The 18,356-nt window shown below is 71.9% G+C and carries 20 protein-coding genes and 2 pseudogenes; 13 read left to right on the top strand and 9 right to left on the bottom strand.

Annotated features, from left to right (window positions below):
• The first annotated feature begins 120 nt into the window (after nt 1-120).
• From dnaA to recF, 9 genes are all read left to right on the top strand, one after another.
• On the top strand, nt 121-1,572 hold the full coding sequence (gene dnaA, locus ACE7GA_RS07300; RefSeq protein ID WP_376097742.1) for a chromosomal replication initiator protein DnaA: 1,452 nt from the start codon (nt 121-123) through the stop codon (nt 1,570-1,572).
• A gap of 44 nt (nt 1,573-1,616) precedes the next feature.
• A complete protein-coding gene (pdxA, locus tag ACE7GA_RS07295; protein WP_376097738.1) occupies nt 1,617-2,603 on the top strand; it encodes a 4-hydroxythreonine-4-phosphate dehydrogenase PdxA in 987 nt (328 codons plus the stop codon).
• Entirely contained in the window at nt 2,600-3,340 is a 741-nt protein-coding gene (locus tag ACE7GA_RS07290) for a pyridoxine 5'-phosphate synthase (RefSeq protein ID WP_376097735.1), read from the top strand. The genes pdxA and ACE7GA_RS07290 overlap by 4 nt, the downstream gene beginning before the upstream one ends.
• A gap of 118 nt (nt 3,341-3,458) precedes the next feature.
• Entirely contained in the window at nt 3,459-4,586 is a 1,128-nt protein-coding gene (gene dnaN / locus ACE7GA_RS07285; protein ID WP_376097732.1) for a DNA polymerase III subunit beta, read from the top strand.
• Between the two features lie 129 nt (nt 4,587-4,715).
• Nucleotides 4,716-5,330: a hypothetical protein gene (locus tag ACE7GA_RS07280; RefSeq protein WP_376097729.1), complete on the top strand. Its 615-nt coding sequence runs from the start codon at nt 4,716-4,718 to the stop codon at nt 5,328-5,330.
• Nucleotides 5,331-5,334: 4 nt separating this feature from the next.
• Nucleotides 5,335-6,057 (top strand): endonuclease/exonuclease/phosphatase family protein, encoded by a 723-nt coding sequence (locus tag ACE7GA_RS07275; RefSeq protein ID WP_376097726.1) that lies wholly within the window; start codon nt 5,335-5,337, stop codon nt 6,055-6,057.
• Nucleotides 6,058-6,106: 49 nt separating this feature from the next.
• Complete coding sequence (locus tag ACE7GA_RS07270; protein ID WP_376097723.1) at nt 6,107-6,358, top strand: hypothetical protein; 252 nt, start codon at nt 6,107-6,109, stop codon at nt 6,356-6,358.
• Complete coding sequence (locus tag ACE7GA_RS07265) at nt 6,355-6,765, top strand: type II toxin-antitoxin system VapC family toxin (RefSeq protein ID WP_376097720.1); 411 nt, start codon at nt 6,355-6,357, stop codon at nt 6,763-6,765. The genes ACE7GA_RS07270 and ACE7GA_RS07265 overlap by 4 nt, the downstream gene beginning before the upstream one ends.
• Complete coding sequence (recF, locus tag ACE7GA_RS07260) at nt 6,762-7,919, top strand: DNA replication/repair protein RecF (protein ID WP_376097717.1); 1,158 nt, start codon at nt 6,762-6,764, stop codon at nt 7,917-7,919. Before ACE7GA_RS07265 ends, recF begins: the two co-directional genes overlap by 4 nt.
• Before the next feature lie 60 nt (nt 7,920-7,979).
• On the opposite strand, the gene ACE7GA_RS07255 is transcribed toward recF, so the two are convergent.
• From ACE7GA_RS07255 to ACE7GA_RS07225, 7 genes and pseudogenes are all read right to left on the bottom strand, one after another.
• The gene (locus tag ACE7GA_RS07255) at nt 7,980-8,702 is read right to left on the bottom strand and encodes an ATP-binding cassette domain-containing protein (RefSeq protein WP_376097714.1); all 723 of its coding nucleotides are present in this window, start codon (nt 8,700-8,702) and stop codon (nt 7,980-7,982) included.
• 13 nt (nt 8,703-8,715) lie between these two features.
• Complete coding sequence (gene devC / locus ACE7GA_RS07250) at nt 8,716-9,972, bottom strand: ABC transporter permease DevC (protein WP_376097711.1); 1,257 nt, start codon at nt 9,970-9,972, stop codon at nt 8,716-8,718.
• Nucleotides 9,969-11,012 carry an HlyD family efflux transporter periplasmic adaptor subunit gene (locus ACE7GA_RS07245; RefSeq protein WP_376097708.1) on the bottom strand — a complete coding sequence of 348 codons (1,044 nt, stop codon included), beginning with the start codon at nt 11,010-11,012 and terminating at the stop codon, nt 9,969-9,971. Before ACE7GA_RS07245 ends, devC begins: the two co-directional genes overlap by 4 nt.
• A complete protein-coding gene (locus tag ACE7GA_RS07240) occupies nt 11,009-11,302 on the bottom strand; it encodes a hypothetical protein (protein WP_376100147.1) in 294 nt (97 codons plus the stop codon). The genes ACE7GA_RS07245 and ACE7GA_RS07240 overlap by 4 nt, the downstream gene beginning before the upstream one ends.
• A gap of 101 nt (nt 11,303-11,403) precedes the next feature.
• Nucleotides 11,404-11,568 (bottom strand): annotated as a pseudogene (locus tag ACE7GA_RS07235) (helix-turn-helix domain-containing protein); the annotation flags it as partial.
• 78 nt (nt 11,569-11,646) lie between these two features.
• Entirely contained in the window at nt 11,647-12,321 is a 675-nt protein-coding gene (locus ACE7GA_RS07230; protein ID WP_376097705.1) for a hypothetical protein, read from the bottom strand.
• Between the two features lie 44 nt (nt 12,322-12,365).
• Nucleotides 12,366-12,794 carry a YkvA family protein gene (locus ACE7GA_RS07225; RefSeq protein ID WP_376097702.1) on the bottom strand — a complete coding sequence of 143 codons (429 nt, stop codon included), beginning with the start codon at nt 12,792-12,794 and terminating at the stop codon, nt 12,366-12,368.
• Between ACE7GA_RS07225 and thrC the strand changes: the two are divergent.
• A pseudogene (gene thrC / locus ACE7GA_RS07220) lies at nt 12,793-14,192 on the top strand (threonine synthase). The gene ACE7GA_RS07225 and the pseudogene thrC sit on opposite strands and share 2 nt — an antisense overlap.
• A 1-nt stretch (nt 14,193) precedes the next feature.
• Here the strand turns inward: thrC and ACE7GA_RS07215 are convergent.
• Together ACE7GA_RS07215 and ACE7GA_RS07210 are read right to left on the bottom strand one after the other, a co-directional pair.
• A complete protein-coding gene (locus ACE7GA_RS07215; RefSeq protein WP_376097699.1) occupies nt 14,194-14,454 on the bottom strand; it encodes a DUF86 domain-containing protein in 261 nt (86 codons plus the stop codon).
• Between the two features lie 87 nt (nt 14,455-14,541).
• Complete coding sequence (locus tag ACE7GA_RS07210) at nt 14,542-14,862, bottom strand: nucleotidyltransferase family protein (RefSeq protein ID WP_376097696.1); 321 nt, start codon at nt 14,860-14,862, stop codon at nt 14,542-14,544.
• Between the two features lie 112 nt (nt 14,863-14,974).
• Here ACE7GA_RS07210 and ACE7GA_RS07205 point away from each other — a divergent pair, with 112 nt between their 5' ends.
• Genes ACE7GA_RS07205 through ACE7GA_RS07195 form a run of 3 tightly spaced genes read left to right on the top strand, consistent with a single transcriptional unit; the run spans nt 14,975 to nt 18,287 of the window.
• A complete protein-coding gene (locus ACE7GA_RS07205; RefSeq protein ID WP_376097693.1) occupies nt 14,975-16,270 on the top strand; it encodes a M16 family metallopeptidase in 1,296 nt (431 codons plus the stop codon).
• Nucleotides 16,270-17,601, top strand: coding sequence for a TldD/PmbA family protein (locus ACE7GA_RS07200; RefSeq protein WP_376097690.1), 1,332 nt, complete (start codon nt 16,270-16,272; stop codon nt 17,599-17,601). The genes ACE7GA_RS07205 and ACE7GA_RS07200 overlap by 1 nt, the downstream gene beginning before the upstream one ends.
• 41 nt (nt 17,602-17,642) lie before the next feature.
• Complete coding sequence (locus ACE7GA_RS07195; protein ID WP_376097687.1) at nt 17,643-18,287, top strand: glutathione S-transferase family protein; 645 nt, start codon at nt 17,643-17,645, stop codon at nt 18,285-18,287.
• Nucleotides 18,288-18,356 lie beyond the last annotated feature (69 nt).

Here is an 18,356-nt window from a genome sequence, read left to right as displayed (position 1 = left end):
CATCAAACCGACGCGTGCCCGCAAACTTTGTCATTTGCGGCCTCTGTTGCCGCGCGTTACCGTTATTGGCGTGGCGGATCCGGGGCAGGGATCCGTGACAGGGGGTGATCGGTGGGTCGCATGCAGGACGAGCTGGGTGCCGTATCCTCCGGACCGATTCACCCGGATTCCGGAGACGATTCCCGCCTCTCCTCGGCCTGGGCCCGCATCCGCGGCCGCCTTCGTGACGAAGTCGGGGAGGTCGAGTACCGGACCTGGCTGCGCCAGCTGACCCTCGCGGCCATCGAGGGCGACGAGGCCGTCATCCACGTCCCCACGCGCTTCCTGCGCGACTGGCTCCGCGGCCAGTACGGCGACCGCCTCCGCGCCCTCTGGATGGCCGAGAACGTCGGGGTCCGCCGGGTCGAGATCCGCGTGGCACCCGCCCGTGACCTGCCCGCCGAGGCGGAGGAGGACGGTGCTGCCCCCGCGCTGGCCGAGCCCCTCGCCGTGCGCCCCGCGGAGCCCCGCGTCGAACCCGCGCGCAACGAGGGCGGCCGCGGCGACTGGATCGCCCCCCTCGACCCCCGCTTCACCTTCGACACCTTCATCGTCGGCAAGCCCAACGAATTCGCCCATGCCTGCGCCCGGCGGGTTGCGGAGAGGCCTGCCTCCCCGGGCTTCAACCCGCTCTTCCTCTACGGCGGCGTCGGCCTCGGCAAGACGCACCTGATGCACGCCATCGCCTGGGCCATCCGGGAGCCGAACCTGAACCGCACCGTCGCCTACATGAGCGCGGAGAAGTTCATGTACCGCTTCATCGCGGCGCTCCGGTCGCAGTCCACGATGGAGTTCAAGGAGAGCCTCCGCTCCGTCGACGTTCTGATGATCGACGACCTGCAGTTCCTCATCGGCAAGGACAACACGCAGGAGGAGTTCTTCCACACCTTCAACGCGCTGGTGGATGCGGGGAAGCAGATCGTCGTCTCCTCCGACAAGCCGCCTTCGGACCTCGCGGGGCTCGAGGACCGGCTGCGCACGCGCCTGGGCTGCGGCATGGTCGCCGACATCCACGCGACGACCTACGAACTGCGCATCTCCATTCTGGAAGCGAAGGCCGCCGCGAACGGCGTCTCCGTACCGGCACGCGTGCTGGAGTTCCTCGCGCACAAGATCACGTCCAACGTGCGGGAACTCGAAGGCGCGCTGAACCGACTGATCGCCCACGCCAACCTCTTCGGCCGGCCCGTCACGGTGGAATCCTGCCAGGAGGTCCTGCACGACATCCTCCGCGCCCATGACCGCCGGGTCACGATCGAGGAGATCCAGAAGAAGGTTGCGGAGCACTACAACATCCGCCTGACCGACATGTCCTCGGCCCGCCGTGCGCGGAACGTCGCGCGTCCTCGCCAGGTCGCCATGTACCTGGCCAAGCAGCTGACCTCCCGGTCGCTTCCGGAGATCGGGCGGCGCTTCGGCAACCGCGACCACACGACGGTGATGCATGCCGTCTCCCGAGTTGCGGAGCTGATGCAGGCCGACGCCGCCTTCGGCGAGGACGTGGAACTGCTGCGCCGGATGCTGGAGAGCTGACGCCGCCCGGGGCCTTCGCACCCGGCACCGCGGCCCCCTTCACGATGGCCCCCCGACCCCTCGCGCTCACCATGGGCGAGCCCGCCGGCATCGCCCCGGAGATCACGGCCGCATCCTGGTCGCGCCTCCGCGCGACCGGCCCGGCCTTCCTCGTCCTCGGCGACCCCGCGCTGTTCAGGGGTGTGCCCGTCATCTCCATCGCCGGGCCGGAGGAAACCGCGGCGGCTTTCCCGCACGCCCTGCCCGTCCTGCCAATGCCGCTCCCGGTCGCCGTGACGCCCGGCCGCCCTTCCATCGCCAACGCCCCCGCTATCCTCGCCTCCATCGAACGGGCCGTCGCCCTGGCGCTGGCGGGCCGGGCCGCCGCGGTGATCACCAACCCCATCCAGAAGGCGGTGCTGACGGCAGCCGGCTTTGCCCATCCCGGCCATACGGAGTTCCTGGGCGAGCTCGCCGGCCGCGGCGTCCCGCCGGTGATGATGCTCGCCTGCCCCGGGCTGCGCGTGGTGCCGGTCACGATCCACCTCTCCCTGCGGGACGCCGTCTCGCGCCTGACTTCCGGGAGCATCGTCGGGACCGGGACCCTCCTCGCCGAGGCACTGCGCCGGGATTTCGGCATCGCCGAACCCCGCCTGGTCGTTGCCGCTCTGAACCCGCATGCGGGGGAGGAAGGGACGATGGGCCGGGAGGACATCGAGGTCGTCGCCCCCGCCGTTGCCGCGCTCCGGGCCGCCGGCATCTCGGTGCGCGGACCCCTGCCGGCCGACACCCTGTTCACGCCGCGCGCCCGCGCCACCTACGATGCGGCGCTCTGCATGTACCACGACCAGGCGCTGATCCCGGTGAAGACGATCGATATGGATGGCGGCGTGAACGCGACCCTCGGCCTGCGCGTGGTCCGGACCAGCCCGGACCATGGCACCGCCCTCGACATCGCGGGCAAGGGACTGGCCGATCCGGGCAGCCTCATCGCCGCGCTCCGCATGGCCGCGGAGATCGCCGCGCACCGGGCCGCGGGGGCCGCCGCGTGACGCCGTTGCGCCTGTCCATCAACATCGACCATGTCGCGACGCTGCGGAACGCGCGGGCCGGGACGCATCCGGACCCCCTCGACGCCGCGCGCGCCGTGCTGGAGGCCGGTGCCGACGGCATCACGGTCCACCTGCGGGAAGACCGGCGCCACATCCGCGATGCCGACGTGGAACGCCTCCGCGCCGCCCTCGACGCGCCGCTGAACCTGGAGATGGCCGCGACAGAGGAGATGGTCGCCATCGCCGAGCGCCTGCGCCCCGCCGATTGCTGCATCGTCCCGGAGGGGCGGCACGAGTTGACGACGGAAGGCGGCCTCGACATTCCCCGCGCCGGCGCCTTCCTGGCCGAGGCGGTCCGTCGTCTTTCCGGCGCGGGCATCCGCGTCTCGATTTTCATCGAGGCCGATCGGGCGCAGGTGGAAGCCGCCGTGGCGATCGGCGCGGCCGCGATCGAGTTCCACACCGGCACCTATGCCGATGCCGCGCCGGACGCCCGCGCCCCCCACCTCCGCCGTATCGCGGAGGCCGCGCCGATCGCCGCCGCGGCCGGCCTCGCCTGCCACGCTGGCCATGGCCTGGCCTACGACTCGATCGCCGGCATCGCGGCCATTCCCGATATCTCTGAGGTCTCGATCGGCCACTTCCTCGTGGGCCAGGCCGTGTTCGAAGGCCTGCCCGCCGCCGTGCGCCGCATGAAGGCCCTCATTGCCGAGGCCCGCGAGGCCCGCCGTCCCTGAAGCACCGCCCATCCCGGCGGCGTCCGCCTTCCCCGCGGCTTTTCAGGATGATAGGGGATCGCTCCCGGGGGACGCCGTCTGCCGGGGTGGGGACGACGTCGGCGCGGGGGTGGCGACCATGAAGTTCACGGCAGACCGGGCGGTGCTGCTCAAGGCCCTGGCCCATGTCCAGAGCGTCGTCGAGCGCCGCAACACCATTCCCATCCTCGCGAACGTCCTGCTCGACGCCTCCGGCGGCGCGCTGCGCCTGACCGCGACGGACATGGAGATCGCGATCATCGAGGAGATCGCGGGCGTGGAGATCGCGCGCGAAGGCCGTTGCACCGCACCCGCCGCGACGCTCTTCGAGATCGTGCGCAAGCTACCGGACGGCGCACGAATCGAACTCGACCACAAGGGCGGGGATGCCCCCCTCGCGCTGCGCGCCGGCCGCTACAACACCTCGCTGATGGTCCTGCCGGTCGAGGACTTCCCCTCGATGACGGAAGGAAAACTGCCCCACAAGTTCCGCCTCGGCGCGGGGATGCTGCGGGACCTCGTGGACCGCACGCGCTTCGCGATCTCGACGGAGGAGACACGCTACTACCTCAACGGCATCTACCTGCACGCCACGAAGGCGGAGGGCGTGGACGTGCTGCGCGCCGTCGCGACCGACGGCCACCGCCTCGCGCGCGTCGAGGAGCCGCTGCCGGACGGCGCGGCCGGCATGCCCGGCGTCATCGTGCCCCGCAAGACGGTGGGCGAGCTGCGCAAGCTGGCGGAGGAGACCTCCGATGAGATCGAGTTTCGCCTGTCCGACACGAAGCTCCAGGTCAAGATCGGCGCGGTCACGCTCACCAGCAAGCTGATCGACGGCACCTTCCCCGACTACGAGCGAGTCATTCCCAAGGGCAACGACCGCGTGCTGCGCGTGGACAAGGGTGCCTTCGCCCAGGCGGTTGACCGCGTCGCCGCCATCTCCTCCGAGCGCTCGCGCCCCGTAAAGCTGTCGCTCGGCAAGAACCACCTGCTGCTCACCGCCGCCTCGCCCGAACAGGGCCAGGCGCAGGAGGAGCTGGACGGCGACGCGGTGACCTACGACGCCCCCTCGCTCGAGATCGGGTTCCAGGCGCGCTACCTGAAGGACATCACGGATCAGGTGGACGCGCAGGTGGAATTCCGCTTCGCCGACGGCTCCGCGCCGACGATTGTCCAGGATTCCGCGCGGCCCGAGGCCGTCTACGTCCTCATGCCCATGCGGGTCTGACCCGCACTCCCGCGGGTCTGCCACGTCTCCTGCGGGGCCAGGCCGCGTCCGCCCGAGCTGATCCCGGTCCAGCGAACGGAACGCCGCCTCGCGCGTTGATCCCTCCGTCAGGAAGGACGGGAGAACAGCGTGTCCGCCCCCATGCGGGACCCACATCGGCGTCAGGCGATCACCACCGGGGCCTGCGTCCTCGCGCTCCTGGCCGTCACGGCCTGGTTCTGGAGCCTGCACAAGGGCAATGCCGCCGGCGCCACGCTGCTGGCGACCCTCGGCTGCCTCGGCATCGTCTTGCCGCCGCGCGAGAGGATGGCGGTCCTGCCCCGGCGCGTCCGCGCCCTTCCGCGGAGCCTGGACCCCGTGCCCTTCCTCGCGACCCTCCTCTCCTCCCCCGGCTACGGGCTGAACTGGTTCTACGGCGAGAACCCGTATGACGAGGTCGTCCACCTGCTGTCGGGCATCATGGCCGGCGCGGTCTTCGCCGCCCTCCTCCTCGCCGACGGGCGGGCATGGGGCGGCAGGCGCCTCCTCTGGCTCGGCCTCCTCTTCGGCCTCGTCCTCGGCTCGGGTTGGGAGGTCTTCGAATGGGCCACCCACCTCATCGGGGACGCCACGGATACCTGGACCGACATCGTCCTGACGGCCTCCGGTGCCGCGATCGGGGCGGTGGCGTGGGGTGCCCGCTCGGCGCACGACCCGGCACTCCGGACGCCCCCGGCCACGCCCCTCGCCGTCCCCGCCGAATAGCCCTGTGCGCGTCGCGACCTGGAACATCCACCGCCGGCGGGCGGTGGCCGGCGTCTACCGTCCCGAATGGGTCGAAGCGGTCATCGGGGAAATCCGCCCGGACGTGATGGCGCTGCAGGAGGCGCAGCACTTCTTCCGCCGGGACAAGGGCATGCTGGACGAGGAGGCGATCGCCCGTGACCTCGGCCTGCGCCCGTTGCGGCTGCCGCACCGGGCGGGGGAGCAGGGCTGGCGGTCCAATGTCGTGCTCGTCTGCCGCGACGCCCGGGTGATCCACGGCCCCTACGGCCTGCGCCTGGGCGGGCTGGAACCCCGGGGCGCGGTGCTGGCCGAGATCGACCTGGGGGACGGGCCCTTCCGCATCGTCGCGGCGCACCTATCCCTCGGCGCGCGCCGGCGGCGGTTGCAGGGGGAGGCGCTGATGGCCGCCCTCTCGACCGGAGCGGGCCATACGCTCCCCACCCTCGTCATGGGCGACTTCAACGAATGGCGGCCGCGGGGCTCCGTCCTCGGCGTGCTCGCCCCGGTCTTCGGGGAGCCGCCCGCGGCACCGACATTCCCCACCTTCCGCCCGACCTTCTCGCTCGACCGCATCCTCGGCCACCCGCGGGGGCTGGTGCCACGCGTCCACGTGCACGACACGCCGATGGCCCGCCGCGCCTCCGACCACCTGCCGCTGGTCGCACGGGTGGAGGCCGGGATGCTGGGGCTGCCCCTGGCGGCTTGAACGGTCGGTCGGCGATGCTATCTCTGATAGCACTGCGCCGGAGGATGCCGTGGGACAGTTGCTCGTGCGCGGCGTCGAGGATGACCTGATCGACAGCCTTCGCCGGCGCGCGGCGGCGAGCGGTCGGTCCGTGGAGGCGGAGCACCGGGAGATTCTGCGCACGGCGCTCGCCGTTGACGTGGATTGGGCCAAGCGGCGGGCCGACGTCATCCGGCGTGCCGCCGAGATGCGCGCCGCGACGGCCGGCCGGGACGTGACCCCGACCGAGGTCTTGCAACGCGAAGGCCGCGAGGAGCGGTGACCGGCTACGTCATCGATGCCAGCGTGGCCGCGAAGTGGGTCCTGGCTGAGGAGGGCAGTGAGCGCGCGGCCACGCTCTTCTCCCACCGCCTCCTTGGCCCCGACCTGCTCTTCGTCGAGTGCGCCAACATCTTCTGGAAGGCGGTACGCCGGGGCCGGCTGACCGATGCCGAGGCCCTGCAGGGGCTGGAGATCATCGCGGCGACCGGGATCGGTGCGGTTCCCTCAGCGCCGCTGCTCGGCGGCGCGCTGCGCCGTGCGAATCGCCTCGGCCATCCGGTGTACGACTGTCTCTTCCTCGAAACGGCGGCGCATGTCGGACTTCCGCTCGTCACGGCCGACCGCCGCCTTCTGGCGCTCGCGGGCGAGGGCGCGCAGGTGCTTCACCTCTCCGACCTCCCTGCGTGATCCCCTCCCTTCGCCTCACCCGCCTCCTGCTCCAGGACTTTCGCAACCACGCGCGGGCGGAATTGCGGCTGGAGGCCGGCGTGGTCGTCATCGCCGGGGAGAACGGGTCGGGGAAGACGAACCTGCTGGAGGCCATCTCCCTCCTCGGCCCCGGTCGAGGATTGCGGGGGGCGAAGCTGGCCGAGTTCGGCCGGATCGGGCCGGAGGGACCACACCCCTGGGCGGTCTCCGGCCGCTTCGAAGGGCCGGTTGGCACCTTCGACCTGGGCACCGGCACCACGGCCGATGGCGGGGACAAGCGGTCCTTCCGCCTGGACGGGAATCCCGTGCAGACGCAGGCCGAACTCGGCGCCCTCGTCGCCGCGGTCTGGCTGACGCCGCAGATGGACCGGCTGTTCACCGAGGCCGCCTCCGGCCGCCGAGCCTTCCTCGACCGCCTGGTCTGGGCGCTGGACCCTTATCACGCGCGGGAGGTCGCGGCCTACGGGACCGCCATGACCCAACGGAACCGCCTGCTGGGCGACAACCGCGGGGACCGTGCCTGGCTGGACGGGCTGGAGGACGCGATGGCCCGGCACGGCGTCGCCCTGACCGCCGCACGGCGTGCCCTCATCGCGCGTCTCAACGCGGTGCTCGCAGGCGGGGTCGCCGGGGCCTTCCCCGCAGCCCTCGCCGCGCTCGACTGCTCGACGGCCGCGGCGCTGCAGGCGCGGTCAGCGCTGGAGGTGGAGGACGGCCTGCGCGAAACGCTCGCCGCGAACCGCGGCCGCGACGCCGGGGCGGGGATGGCGGTGGAGGGACCGCACCGCTGCGATCTCCGCCTTTCCCACCTGCCGAAGGGCGTGCCGGCGGAACTCTGCTCGACCGGGGAGCAGAAGGCGCTGCTGATCTCGACCGTGCTGGCCCATGCCGCGCTGATCGCCGGCACCCGCGGCTTCGCGCCGCTGCTGCTGCTGGATGAGATCGCGGCCCACCTCGACGCCCGGCGCCGCGACGCGCTCTTCGAGGCGCTGGCGGCCCTGCCCGCCCAGTCCTTCCTGACGGGGACGGAGCCGGGGACCTTCGCCCCGCTGCGGGGCATCGCGCAGGGCTTTTCGGTCAGCCCGGGCGGGGTCGTGCCCGACCCGGCCTTCCCGGTGCCGCTGGCCGCCTGATCCCAGGCTCCGCCGGCCGTTCCCTGATGCCGTCAGGGCCAGCCGGCCCCGGCCGCGCACTCAGCCCGCCGCGGAGGTCTTCGCGTCCGACGACACGATCCGCCCGTCCTCCATCGCGACGATGCGGTCGGCGATGTCGAGGATGCGCGGGTCGTGCGTGACGAGCAGGATCGGGGCGCCGCGGGATTTCGCGAGGTCGCGGAGGAGGTGGACGACCTCCTGCCCGCTGACCTTGTCGAGGGCGGCGGTGGGTTCGTCGGCCAGCACCAGGCCGGGTTCGCCGACGAGGGCGCGGGCGACGGCGACGCGCTGGCGCTGGCCGCCGGAGAGGTTGGCCGGCGGCTTGTCCGCGTGGTCGGCGAGGCCGACGGCCTTCAGCATGGCGCCGGCGCGGTCCAGGCGGTCCTGGTCGGAGAGGGAGCCGTCGAGTTCGAGCGACATCGCGACGTTCTGGCGCGCGGTGAGGAAGCCGAGCAGGTTGTGGTTCTGGAAGATGAAGCCGATGCGGCGGCGCAGCGCGACGCGGGCCGTTTCCTTCGCGCCGCGGAGTTCCTGGCCCAGCACGCGGCAGGAGCCGTCCTGCATGGAGCGCAGCGCGCCGATGAGGGTGAGCAGCGTGGTCTTGCCGGAGCCGGAGGGACCGGTCAGCAGCACGATCTCGCCGGGGCGGACGGAGAGTTCGACGTCGCGCAGGACGGTGCGCTTCAGGTCGCCCTCGCCATAGGTGTAGGTGAGGTCGCGGATCTCGACGGGCGCTTCGCCGCGATAGGTGGAGCCGTCCATCAGAGGGGGGCCATCAGAACATGTCCGCGGGGTTGGCGTCGCGGAGCTTGCGCACCGCGAGCAGGCCGGCGACGGCGCACATGGTGAAGATCATGACGAAGACCTGCACCAGCCGGTCGGGCGTCATGAACAGGGGCAGGAAGGTCGCCGAGCCCACGAAGTCATAGAGGAGGGAGGATGCGATGGCGCCGGGGATGAAGCCGAGGATCGCGAGAATGACGGCGGCGCCGAGGACGACGCGGGCGAGGTAGCCGTTGGAATAGCCCATCGCCTTCAGCGTCGCGTATTCCTTCAGGTGGCCCGCGATGTCGCTGAAGAGGATCTGGTAGACGATCACCATCCCGACGACCAAGCCCATGAGCGAGCCGAACATGAAGATGAAGCCGATCGGGGTCGCATTCTCCCAGTACGCGCGTTCGTGGGCGCGGAGTTCGGTGGCGGACATGACGACGACGTCCTGCGGCAGCACGCGGCGAAGCGAGGCCATGGCCGCGGCGGGGTCGGCCCCGTCGCGCAGCTTGATCGCGACGAGGTCCACCTGGGAGACGTTCCGTCCCGGCACGATCCGGCGGAAGTTGACGTCGGAGAGGACCATGTTGCCGTCGGCACCGAAGGAGGGGCCGATCTCGATCGTGCCGACGATCGTCATGTCGCGGTTGCCGACCTGGATCGGGAACTCGCCGCGGTCGCGGAACATCTGGCCGACGGCGCCGAATTCGGGGCGGGATCGCATGTCGAAGGCGAAACTGTCGGGGCGCTTGAGCATCGGCACGAGGGGGGCGAGGCCGGGGAAATCCATCACGCCGGATTCCACGTCGAAGCCGACGAGCTGGATGGCGCGGCGCGAGCCGTTCTCCGGGTTCCGGAACGTCGCCTGGGCCAGGTAGATCGGGGCGGCGGCCTGCACCTCCGGCACCGCGAGCGCCTGGTAGGCGCGGATGCGGGGCAGCGTCTCCGGCCGGAAGGACGCCGTGGTCAGCGGATGCATGAGGAAGACGTCGGCGCGCATGGCGCCGATGAGGGCCGTCGCGCTGTCGAAGAGCGCGGAGCGGAAGCCGAGCTGCATGAAGACGAGGACGCAGGCGAACATGACGCCTGCGATGGCGGAGGCGAGGCGGGCCTTTTCCGACCGCAACTGCCGCCAGGCCAGGCGGACGGCGAGGGCGAGGCCCTGGCCGAAGCCGGGCGTGCGCACGACGCGCGCCGGTGTGCCGACGCCGGGTGCGCTGACGTCGGGCGGCTGGGGGAGGATGTTGACCGGTGCGTTCACGGCCGGATCGCCACCTGAACCTGCATGTTGGAACGGCGCATCAGGGCCTGGCGACCTTCCTCGCCCAGTTCGATCCGCACTTCGACGGTGCGGGCGTCCACGGCGGCGACCGGGTCGGTGCCGGCCTGGGTGGTGCGGCGGACGACCCAGCCGATCTCGCGCACGCGGCCGGGGTAGCGGGTGGCCTGGCCGGGGACGACGACCTCGGCCGTCGCGCCTTCGCGCATGCGGGGCATGTCGGTCTCGTAGACGTCGGCGACGACGTCGAGACGCGTCAGGTCGCCCATTTCCAGCACGCCGTCGTTGCTCACCGGCTCCCCGGCGCGGGCGATGACGCGGAGGATCGTGCCGTCGATCGGGGCGTAGAGGCGCGACAGCACGGCGTCGGCGCGGGCCTTGGCGAGGGAGGCTTCGGCGGCCGCAAGGTCGGCCGCGGCGCGGGCGACGTCCTCGCGGCGCGGGTTGGTGAGGGTTTCGAGGTCGGCCTCGGCCTGGGCGCGCTCGGCGGCGCGCTGGGCGGCGAGGAAGCGGTTGCGGTCGTAGGTTGCCGCGGTCTCGGCGCCGGAGGGGAGAAGGCGTTCGGAGCGCGCGGTGTCGCGACGCGCGATTTCCTCGGCGGCGCGGGCGGAGGCGATGCGGGCGCGTGCCGCCTCGACCTCGGAGCGCGAGCCGCCGGCGCGGACCTTGTCGAGGGTCGCGCGCATCTGGGCGACCTTTGCCTCGGCCTCGCCGACCGCGGCGTCCTTCTGTGCCGCGTCGGAGAATTCGGCGAGGACCTGTCCGGCGCGAACGGTCTCGCCTTCCCGCACGAGGAGGCGGTCTAGGCGGATGGTGCCCATCATGCCGCCCTGGGTGAGCTTGAGGATGCGGGACGCCGGTTCGACCCGGCCGAGCGCGCCGATGCCGAGGGGCTGGGCCGGGGCGGCCTGGGCGGGGGTGACGACCGCGGGCGGCTCGAAGGGGCCGAGGCCGGCGTGCCAGGCGTAGCCGCCCATCGACCCGAAGGCGCCGAGGCCGAGGAGGAAGGCCCAGCGCTTCACGGCCGGCCCTCCACCATCGCCAGGAGGGTGGCGTGGAGGTCCGCGATCTCGGATTCGGTGGGTTCGTAGAGGCGGAAGATGCGGGCCATGAAGAGGCCGTCCGCCGCCGTGATCACGGCCATGGCCGGGCCGGCGGGAACGCCGTCGTTCAGCGCGGCCTCTCGCAGCCGTGCGAGGAAGGCGCGAACGGGGTCGAGCAGCGAGGGGTCGTGGTGGAAGGCGGCGAGGAAGACGGCGGCGGCGCGGTGGTGCTGCTCGCAGGTTTCAGGTTCGTCAAAGCCCCAGGACAGGATGGCGCGGAGGACGCGGCCGCGGCCGGGGGCTGGGCGGCGACCTGGGCCTCGAACTCGGCGTGGAAGCCCTCGGCCAGGCGCTGCAGGAGGGCGGTGAGCAGGGCCTCCTTCGACGCGAAATGGTAGAGGAGGCCGCCCTTGGAGACGCCGGCTTCCCGCGCGGCGCCCTCGAGGGTGAGCGCGGGAACGCCGCGGGCGCGGACGATGGCCTCGGCGGCGTCGAGGATGCGGGTTTGGGCGTCTCGGAGCGGGAGGGCGTCCATGGGGCGTGTCGTCCTGTCCTGCTGTACCGTCTGGACGGTGACTTGGACCGTCCGGCCGGTACAGTCAAGTTGTAACGATCAGCCGCAGCCGTGCCAGCCGCCCCCGGGGGCGGGGACGAGGTCGAGGACCCCGAGGATGCGCGGGGCAGAGGCCGCGACGGGTTCCAGGATCACGAAGGCGCCCTCCGGCAGGGCACGGGAGGCGACGGCGGGACCCAGGACCATGATCGCGGGGGTGCGGTGGCCGACGAGGACGCGGTTGGTGCCGGCCGGTACGGGGTCGGAGAGGAGGCGGCGGTGGGCGGCCAGGACCCAGTCCAGGCGGCCGCCGGCGTAGTCATCTGCCAAGAGTTCGTCGGTGACGCGGACGTTCTCCGGCCCGAAGGCGACCTCGGCGGTGTCGCGGGCGCGGAAGACGGGGCCGGCGGGGACGGGAAGCGCGACGGGGATGCCGAGGTCACGGAGGCGCCGGCCGATCTCGGCGGCCTGGACACGGCCGGCGGGGGAGATGTTGCGCTGCCCTGCGCGATCGCCGACGCGGAAGGAACGGTCGCAGGGTTCGCCGGAGGTGTCGGCGTGGCGCTGGTAGAGGACCAGGCCGCCGTCGCGGGCGCGGGCGATCAGGGCGTCGCCTTCCGGCGTGCCAGGGCGGGCGGGGGTGATTGGGCCGGGCGGGGTGCCGGCGAGTTCGGCCTGCTGCGCGGCGGCCGCGAAGGCGGGCAGGGTCAGCAGGAATGCGCGGCGGACGATCACGGCGCGCCAGATGGGCCGGCGCGCGGGCCACTCAAGGCGTGGGCTCAGCCGGGCCCGAGCCAGCGGACGGCGAGAAGGGCCAGGGCGAGCCAGATCGCGACGACGATCGCGAGGCCGAGGCGGCTGACGGGACGTTCGGCGAGGGTGATGGCCTTCGCGCGGTGCTCCGCGAAGACGGCGGGGGGGAGCATGCGGACGAGGAGGAGGATGGCGAGGGGGAGCAGGATCGCCTCGTCCAGCAGACCGAGGACGGGGATGACGTCGGGGATCAGGTCAACGGGGGAGAGGGCGTAGGCCGCCACGACGATCGCGAAGGCCCGCGCGAACCAGGGCGTCCGGGGGTCGCGGGCGGCGAGCCAGAGGGCAACGGAATCGCGGCGGATGGCCTTCGCCCAGCCCTTGAGGCGCGCAACCCAGCCCATCGCCCCTCCCGTCTCGCCGCGCGGCTGCCGATCCCCTACACGGCGCGACATGCGCTACGTCTCCACCCGCGGGCAAGCCGCGCCGCGCGACTTCGAGGGCGTCCTGCTTGCAGGGCTCGCGGAGGATGGCGGGCTTTTCGTGCCGGAGACCTGGCCGACCCTGTCCGCCGGCGAGTGGCGTGGGCTGCGGGGGCAGTCCTACGCGGAGGTGGCGGCGCGGCTGCTGTCGCGCTTCACGGGGAGCACCTTCGACGATTCGTCGCTCTCGGCCATGTGCGCGGAGGCGTATCGGGGTTTTGCCCATGCCGCGGTCGCGCCGTTGGTGCAGGTGGACCACCGGACCTTCGCGCTGGAGCTATTCCACGGGCCGACGCTGGCGTTCAAGGACTTCGCGCTGCAGCTGCTGGGGCGGATGTTCGACCACGTGCTGGCGCGACGTGGGCAGCGGCTGACGATCGTCGGCGCCACGTCGGGCGACACGGGTTCCGCCGCCATCGAGGCCTGCCGGGACCGGGCGAGCCTGGAGGTGGTGATCCTTCACCCCGAGGGGCGGACGAGCGAGGTGCAGCGGCGGCAGATGACGACGGTGATGTCGCCGAACATCCGCAACATCGCGCTGCGCGGGGACTTCGATGCCTGCCAGGATCTGGTGAAGGCGATGTTCAACGACGCGCCGTTCCGGGAGGAGATGCGGCTTTCCGCCGTGAACTCCATCAACTGGGCCCGGATCGCGGCGCAGATCCCGTACTACGCCTACGCCGCGCTGGCGCTGGGCGCGCCGGAGCGGGAGGTCGTGTTCGCGGTGCCCACGGGGAACTTCGGCAACGTGCTGGCGGCCTGGGCGGCGCGGAAGATGGGGCTGCCGGTGGCGTCGCTCATCATCGGGTCGAACCGGAACGACATCCTCGTGCGCTTCGTGGGGGCCAACGACATGTCGGCGCGGCCGGTGGTGCCGAGTTTGTCGCCTTCGATGGACATCCAGGTGTCGTCGAACTTCGAGCGGCTGCTGTTCGAGCTGCTGGACCGGGACCCCGCCGCGACCGCGGCGACGATGCGGGCGTTCCGGGAGACGGGGACGATGCCGGTGCCGCAGGCCGCGTGGTGGAACGCGACGTCGCTGTTCCGGGCGCAGGCGGTGGATGACGAGGCGACGCTGGCAGAGATGCGGCGGCTGCACGCCGGGGGTACCTGGCGGACCCGCACACGGCGATCGGGACCGCGGCGGCACGGGCGCGGGCGCCTGCGGATCCGTCGGTGCCGGTGATCGTCGCCGCGACGGCGCATCCGGCGAAGTTCCCGGACGCGGTGGAGAGGGCGACGGGGGTTCGGGCGCCGCTGCCGGAGCATCTGGCGGACCTGTACGGGCGGGAGGAGCGGTTCGACGTGATGGAGGCCGACCTCGGGGTGGTGGAGGCGGCGGTGCGGGCGCAGGTGGGGCGGAACCGGTAGGTCAGTCCAGGTCGCGATCGCCGAGGATAACTTCGAGTTCCTGCTCCGGGGCGGGCAGGAAGCGCTGGACGATGTCCCAGACCCGGTCGTCCTCGACCACGCCGTAGCCGAGAATGTTCCGGAATGCGATGACGTCGCGGATGGCCGTGATGCGTGCGGCGACGTCAGGGCGCCGCCGACGTAGATCGGCCAAGGCCTCGCCGACGATCATCAACTTTCGTTCGATCGCGGACCGGAGGAGTTCGTCCGCTTCGTAGTCCAAACAAATAGGCTTGGCCCGTGGCGAAGCGGCGCGCATGCCGCCCGTGCTCGATCGCTTCTTGGAGGAGTTGCCGCGCGCTCCGGGTCGTCATCGGCGGGAGGGATAGAGAGGCTGCCGCTGCGCCTGCATCTGCTTCAGGACGTAGCGGTTTTTCACCGCGCCAGACTCGACCAGGTCCACTCTCCGCCCGGCTAGATCCTCCAGCGAGAACAGAAGATCGGCATAGGGCCTGCAGCCCTTCGCCTCTGGCACGTCCTCGAATTCCACGAGGAGATCGAGATCGCTCCGATCCGGATCGAAGTCCCCGGCCACGGCCGAGCCGAAGACGTCGAGGCGCTTGACGTGGTACCGCCGGCACAGGGCAGCCACGGCCTCCAGGTCCAGCGGGAAGGGCAGGGTGACGTTCATCGCCCGTACACCCAGGGTGCGGCCGGCGGCGCCCGCAACGGTAGAGCGGGGGCGGGGACGGCAGGCGTTCGGTCCCTCGCGCCCCGGGCGGGAAGACCCTACATCTACTGGCATGACCGATGCCCTCCCGGCCGCCGACACCAATACCGGCGCCATCCGCCTGACCCGCCTCCCCTCCGGCCTCACCGTCGTCTCGGACACCATGCCGAGGGTCGAGACCGTCTCGATCGGCGCCTACGTCCATGCCGGCACCCGCGACGAGCGGGCGGAGGAGAACGGGGTCGCCCACTTCCTGGAACACATGGCCTTCAAGGGCACGAAGCGCCGGGACGCTGCGGCCATCGCGCGGGAGATCGAGGCGGTGGGCGGGCACCTCAACGCCTACACGGCGCGGGAAAACACGGCCTACTACGCCAAGGTGCTGAAGGAGGACGTGGCGCTGGCCGCGGACATCCTCGGCGACATCCTGACGAATTCGACCTTCGCGCCGGAGGAGGTGGAGCGCGAGCGCGGCGTGATCCTGCAGGAGATCGGGCAGGCGAATGACACGCCGGACGACATCGTCTTCGACCACTTCCAGGACACGGCCTTCCAGGCGCAGCCGATGGGGCGGCCGACGCTGGGGCCGGCGGCGCTGATCGAGAAGCTGCCGCGGGAGGTGCTGATGGCCTACATGCGCCGGCACTACGGACCGTCGCGGATGGTGGTCGCGGCCGCCGGCGCGATCGAGCACGACACGCTGGTGGGGCTCGCGAAGCAGCATTTCGGCGACCTTCCGGTGCCGGAGGAGCATGCCGCGGAGGCGGCACGCTACACGGGCGGCGAGTTCCGGGAAGAGCGGGACCTGGACCAGGTCCATGTCGTCCTCGGCTTCCCCGGGCCGTCCTACGGCGACTCGATGCACTACCCGACGATGCTGCTCTCGACGATCCTTGGCGGCGGCATGTCGTCGCGGCTGTTCCAGGAGATCCGGGAGAAGCGCGGGCTGGTCTATTCGGTCTATTCCTACCACGCGCCGTACCGGGATGGCGGCCTGTTCACGATCTACGCGGGCACGGGCGAGGATCAGGCGGCGGAGCTGATGCCCGCAACGCTGGAGGAGCTGCGCCGCGTGCAGCGCGACGTGACGGAGGAGGAACTGGCGCGCGCCAAGGCGCAGCTGCGGGCCTCCGTCCTGATGTCGCTCGAATCCACGGGATCCCGCTGCGAGCAGATCGCGCGGCAGTTGCAGGTCCATGGCCGGATCATCCCGGTCGAGGAGACGAAGGCGAAGATCGCGGCGGTGACGGTGGACCAGGTGCATGCCGCCGCCGCCCGGGCCTTCCGCGGGGCGCCGACGCTCGCGGCGCTCGGGCCCGCGGGGAAGGTGCCGCACCTGCCGCAGATCGCCGAGAAGCTCGCGGCCTGATGAACCCGCTCAACCGCCTGTCGGACCTCGTGGGCGCCGCGCGCGCGGCGGGGGCCGATGCCGCTGACGCGCTCCTCGCCAGCAGCGCGTCCCTGTCCGTGTCGCTGCGCCTCGGCGAGGTCGAGAATGTCGAGCGGTCGGAGAGCCACGACATCGGGTTGCGGGTCTTCGTGGGAAAGCGGTCGGCGATCGTCTCCACGACCGACCCGGACCCGCTGAACTTCGCCGCGCTGGCCGAACGCGCGGTCGCGATGGCCCGCGCGGTGCCGGAGGATCCCTATGGCGGGCTGCCCGAGGCCCCGCCGCCGGTGCCGGCCGGTTCGGCGCCGGAGATGGATGACGGCCAGCATTCCGACGTCGCCGCGCTGACGCTGCGCGCGCGGATCGCGGAGGATGCGGCGCGTTCCATCGCCGGGGTGACCAATTCCGAAGGGGCCGATGCGGGCTGGGCCCGGACGGAGATCGCACTCGTTGCCTCCAACGGCTTCGCGGGGACGTATTCGCGCTCTGGCCACTCCATCTCCGCGACCGCGCTGGCGGGTAGCGGGACGGGGATGGAGCGGGACTACGACTATTCCTCCACCGTCCATCTCGCGGACCTCGACGATCCCGCGACCATCGGACGCAACGCGGGCGAACGCGCGGTACGGCGCCTGAACCCGACGCGGCCGAAGACCGCGCGGCTGCCGGTGATCTACGATCCCCGCGTCGCCAATTCGCTGCTCGGCCACCTGTCCAGCGCGATCAACGGGGCTTCCGTCGCGCGCGGCACGACTTTCCTGCGCGAATCCTTGGGCAAGCAGATCCTGCCGCGCGGGCTGACGGTGATGGACGATCCGCTGCGGGCGCGGGGACTCCGCACCCGGCCCTTCGATGGGGAGGGCACGCCGGCCCGGCCCCGCGCGATCGTGGAAGACGGGGTGCTGACGACCTGGATCCTCGACACGCGCTCGGCGCGGCAACTGGGCATGGCGACGACCGGGCACGCCAGCCGCGGGACCTCGTCACCGCCCTCGCCCTCCGCGACGAATCTCTGGTTGCAGGCGGGCGTGGTGACGCCGGAGACGCTGATGGCCGACATCGTCGAGGGCTTCTACATCACCGAGTTCATCGGCATGGGCGTCAACGGCATCACCGGCGACTATTCCCGCGGCGCCTCGGGCTTCGTCATCCGCAACGGGGCGTTGGCGGAGCCCTTCTCCGGCGTCACCGTCGCGGGGAACCTGCGCGACATCTTCCTGAACATGACACCGGCGGATGACCTGCGCTTCCGGCGCGGCACCGATGCGCCGACGATCCGGGTCGAGGGCTTGACGCTCGCCGGCGCGTGAGGCCCGTTGCCCTCTCCGGACGGAGGAGGGGAAACGATCCCATGGCGACGAAGCTCTATGGCTGCCTGCGCTCCCGCGCGTCGCGCCCCGACTGGTTGCTGCGCGAGCTCGGCGCGGAATATGAGCGCGTGCCGGTCCTCCAGGCCGGGCGCGCGAAGCCGGGCGAGATGAGCACGGCATCGGCGGAGTTCCTCGCGATCAATCCAAACGGGCTGATCCCCTCGCTGGAGGATGACGGCTTCGTCCTGCACGAATCGCTGGCGATGAACCTCTACCTCGCGAAGAAGCATGGCGGGCCGCTGGCGCCGCGCGACCTGCGCGAGGACGCGCTGATGACGATGTGGTCGCTCTGGGCCGGGGCGACGGTGGAGCCGCACGCGATCAACGTCGTGTATTACGGGCCCAAGGGGTCGAAGGGGCACGACGCCAGGATCTACGGTGACGCGGTGGCCGGGCTGAGGAACCCGATGGCGGTGCTGGATTCGGCGCTCGCGGCTGGGGGCGGGCACCTCGTCGGCGGGCGCTTCACGGTGGCCGACGTCAACGTCGCGGAGGTCACGCGCTACGCCCAGGGCGCGCCGGAGCTGTTCGAGGGGCGCGCGAACCTCTCGGCCTGGATCGCGGCCTGCCAGTCGCGTCCCGCGTTCAAGGCGATGATGGAGGAGCGGAACGCCGAAGCGGCGTGAGGCCCCGGCGCGTTGGTACGGCCCGGACGGGTCGTGCCGACGCCGCGCGGCGCGGCCCGTCCCCGGTCC

Origin of the sequence: Roseomonas sp. CCTCC AB2023176 (genome assembly GCF_042259275.1) — a bacterium.
Taxonomy (GTDB): Bacteria; Pseudomonadota; Alphaproteobacteria; order Acetobacterales; family Acetobacteraceae; genus Roseomonas.
This window is presented reverse-complemented; position numbering and strand designations above follow the sequence as displayed.

Excerpts from the sequence above, each read along its gene's own strand:
- dnaA (WP_376097742.1), top strand. The coding sequence starts at position 121 with ATGCAGGACGAGCTGGGTGCCGTATCCTCCGGACCGATTCACCCGGAT.
- pdxA (WP_376097738.1), top strand. The coding sequence starts at position 1,617 with ATGGCCCCCCGACCCCTCGCGCTCACCATGGGCGAGCCCGCCGGCATC.
- dnaN (WP_376097732.1), top strand. The coding sequence starts at position 3,459 with ATGAAGTTCACGGCAGACCGGGCGGTGCTGCTCAAGGCCCTGGCCCAT.
- ACE7GA_RS07255 (WP_376097714.1), bottom strand. The coding sequence starts at position 8,702 with ATGGACGGCTCCACCTATCGCGGCGAAGCGCCCGTCGAGATCCGCGAC.
- ACE7GA_RS07225 (WP_376097702.1), bottom strand. The coding sequence starts at position 12,794 with ATGTCGCGCCGTGTAGGGGATCGGCAGCCGCGCGGCGAGACGGGAGGG.
- ACE7GA_RS07210 (WP_376097696.1), bottom strand. The coding sequence starts at position 14,862 with ATGAACGTCACCCTGCCCTTCCCGCTGGACCTGGAGGCCGTGGCTGCC.
- ACE7GA_RS07205 (WP_376097693.1), top strand. The coding sequence starts at position 14,975 with ATGACCGATGCCCTCCCGGCCGCCGACACCAATACCGGCGCCATCCGC.
- ACE7GA_RS07200 (WP_376097690.1), top strand. The coding sequence starts at position 16,270 with ATGAACCCGCTCAACCGCCTGTCGGACCTCGTGGGCGCCGCGCGCGCG.
- ACE7GA_RS07195 (WP_376097687.1), top strand. The coding sequence starts at position 17,643 with ATGGCGACGAAGCTCTATGGCTGCCTGCGCTCCCGCGCGTCGCGCCCC.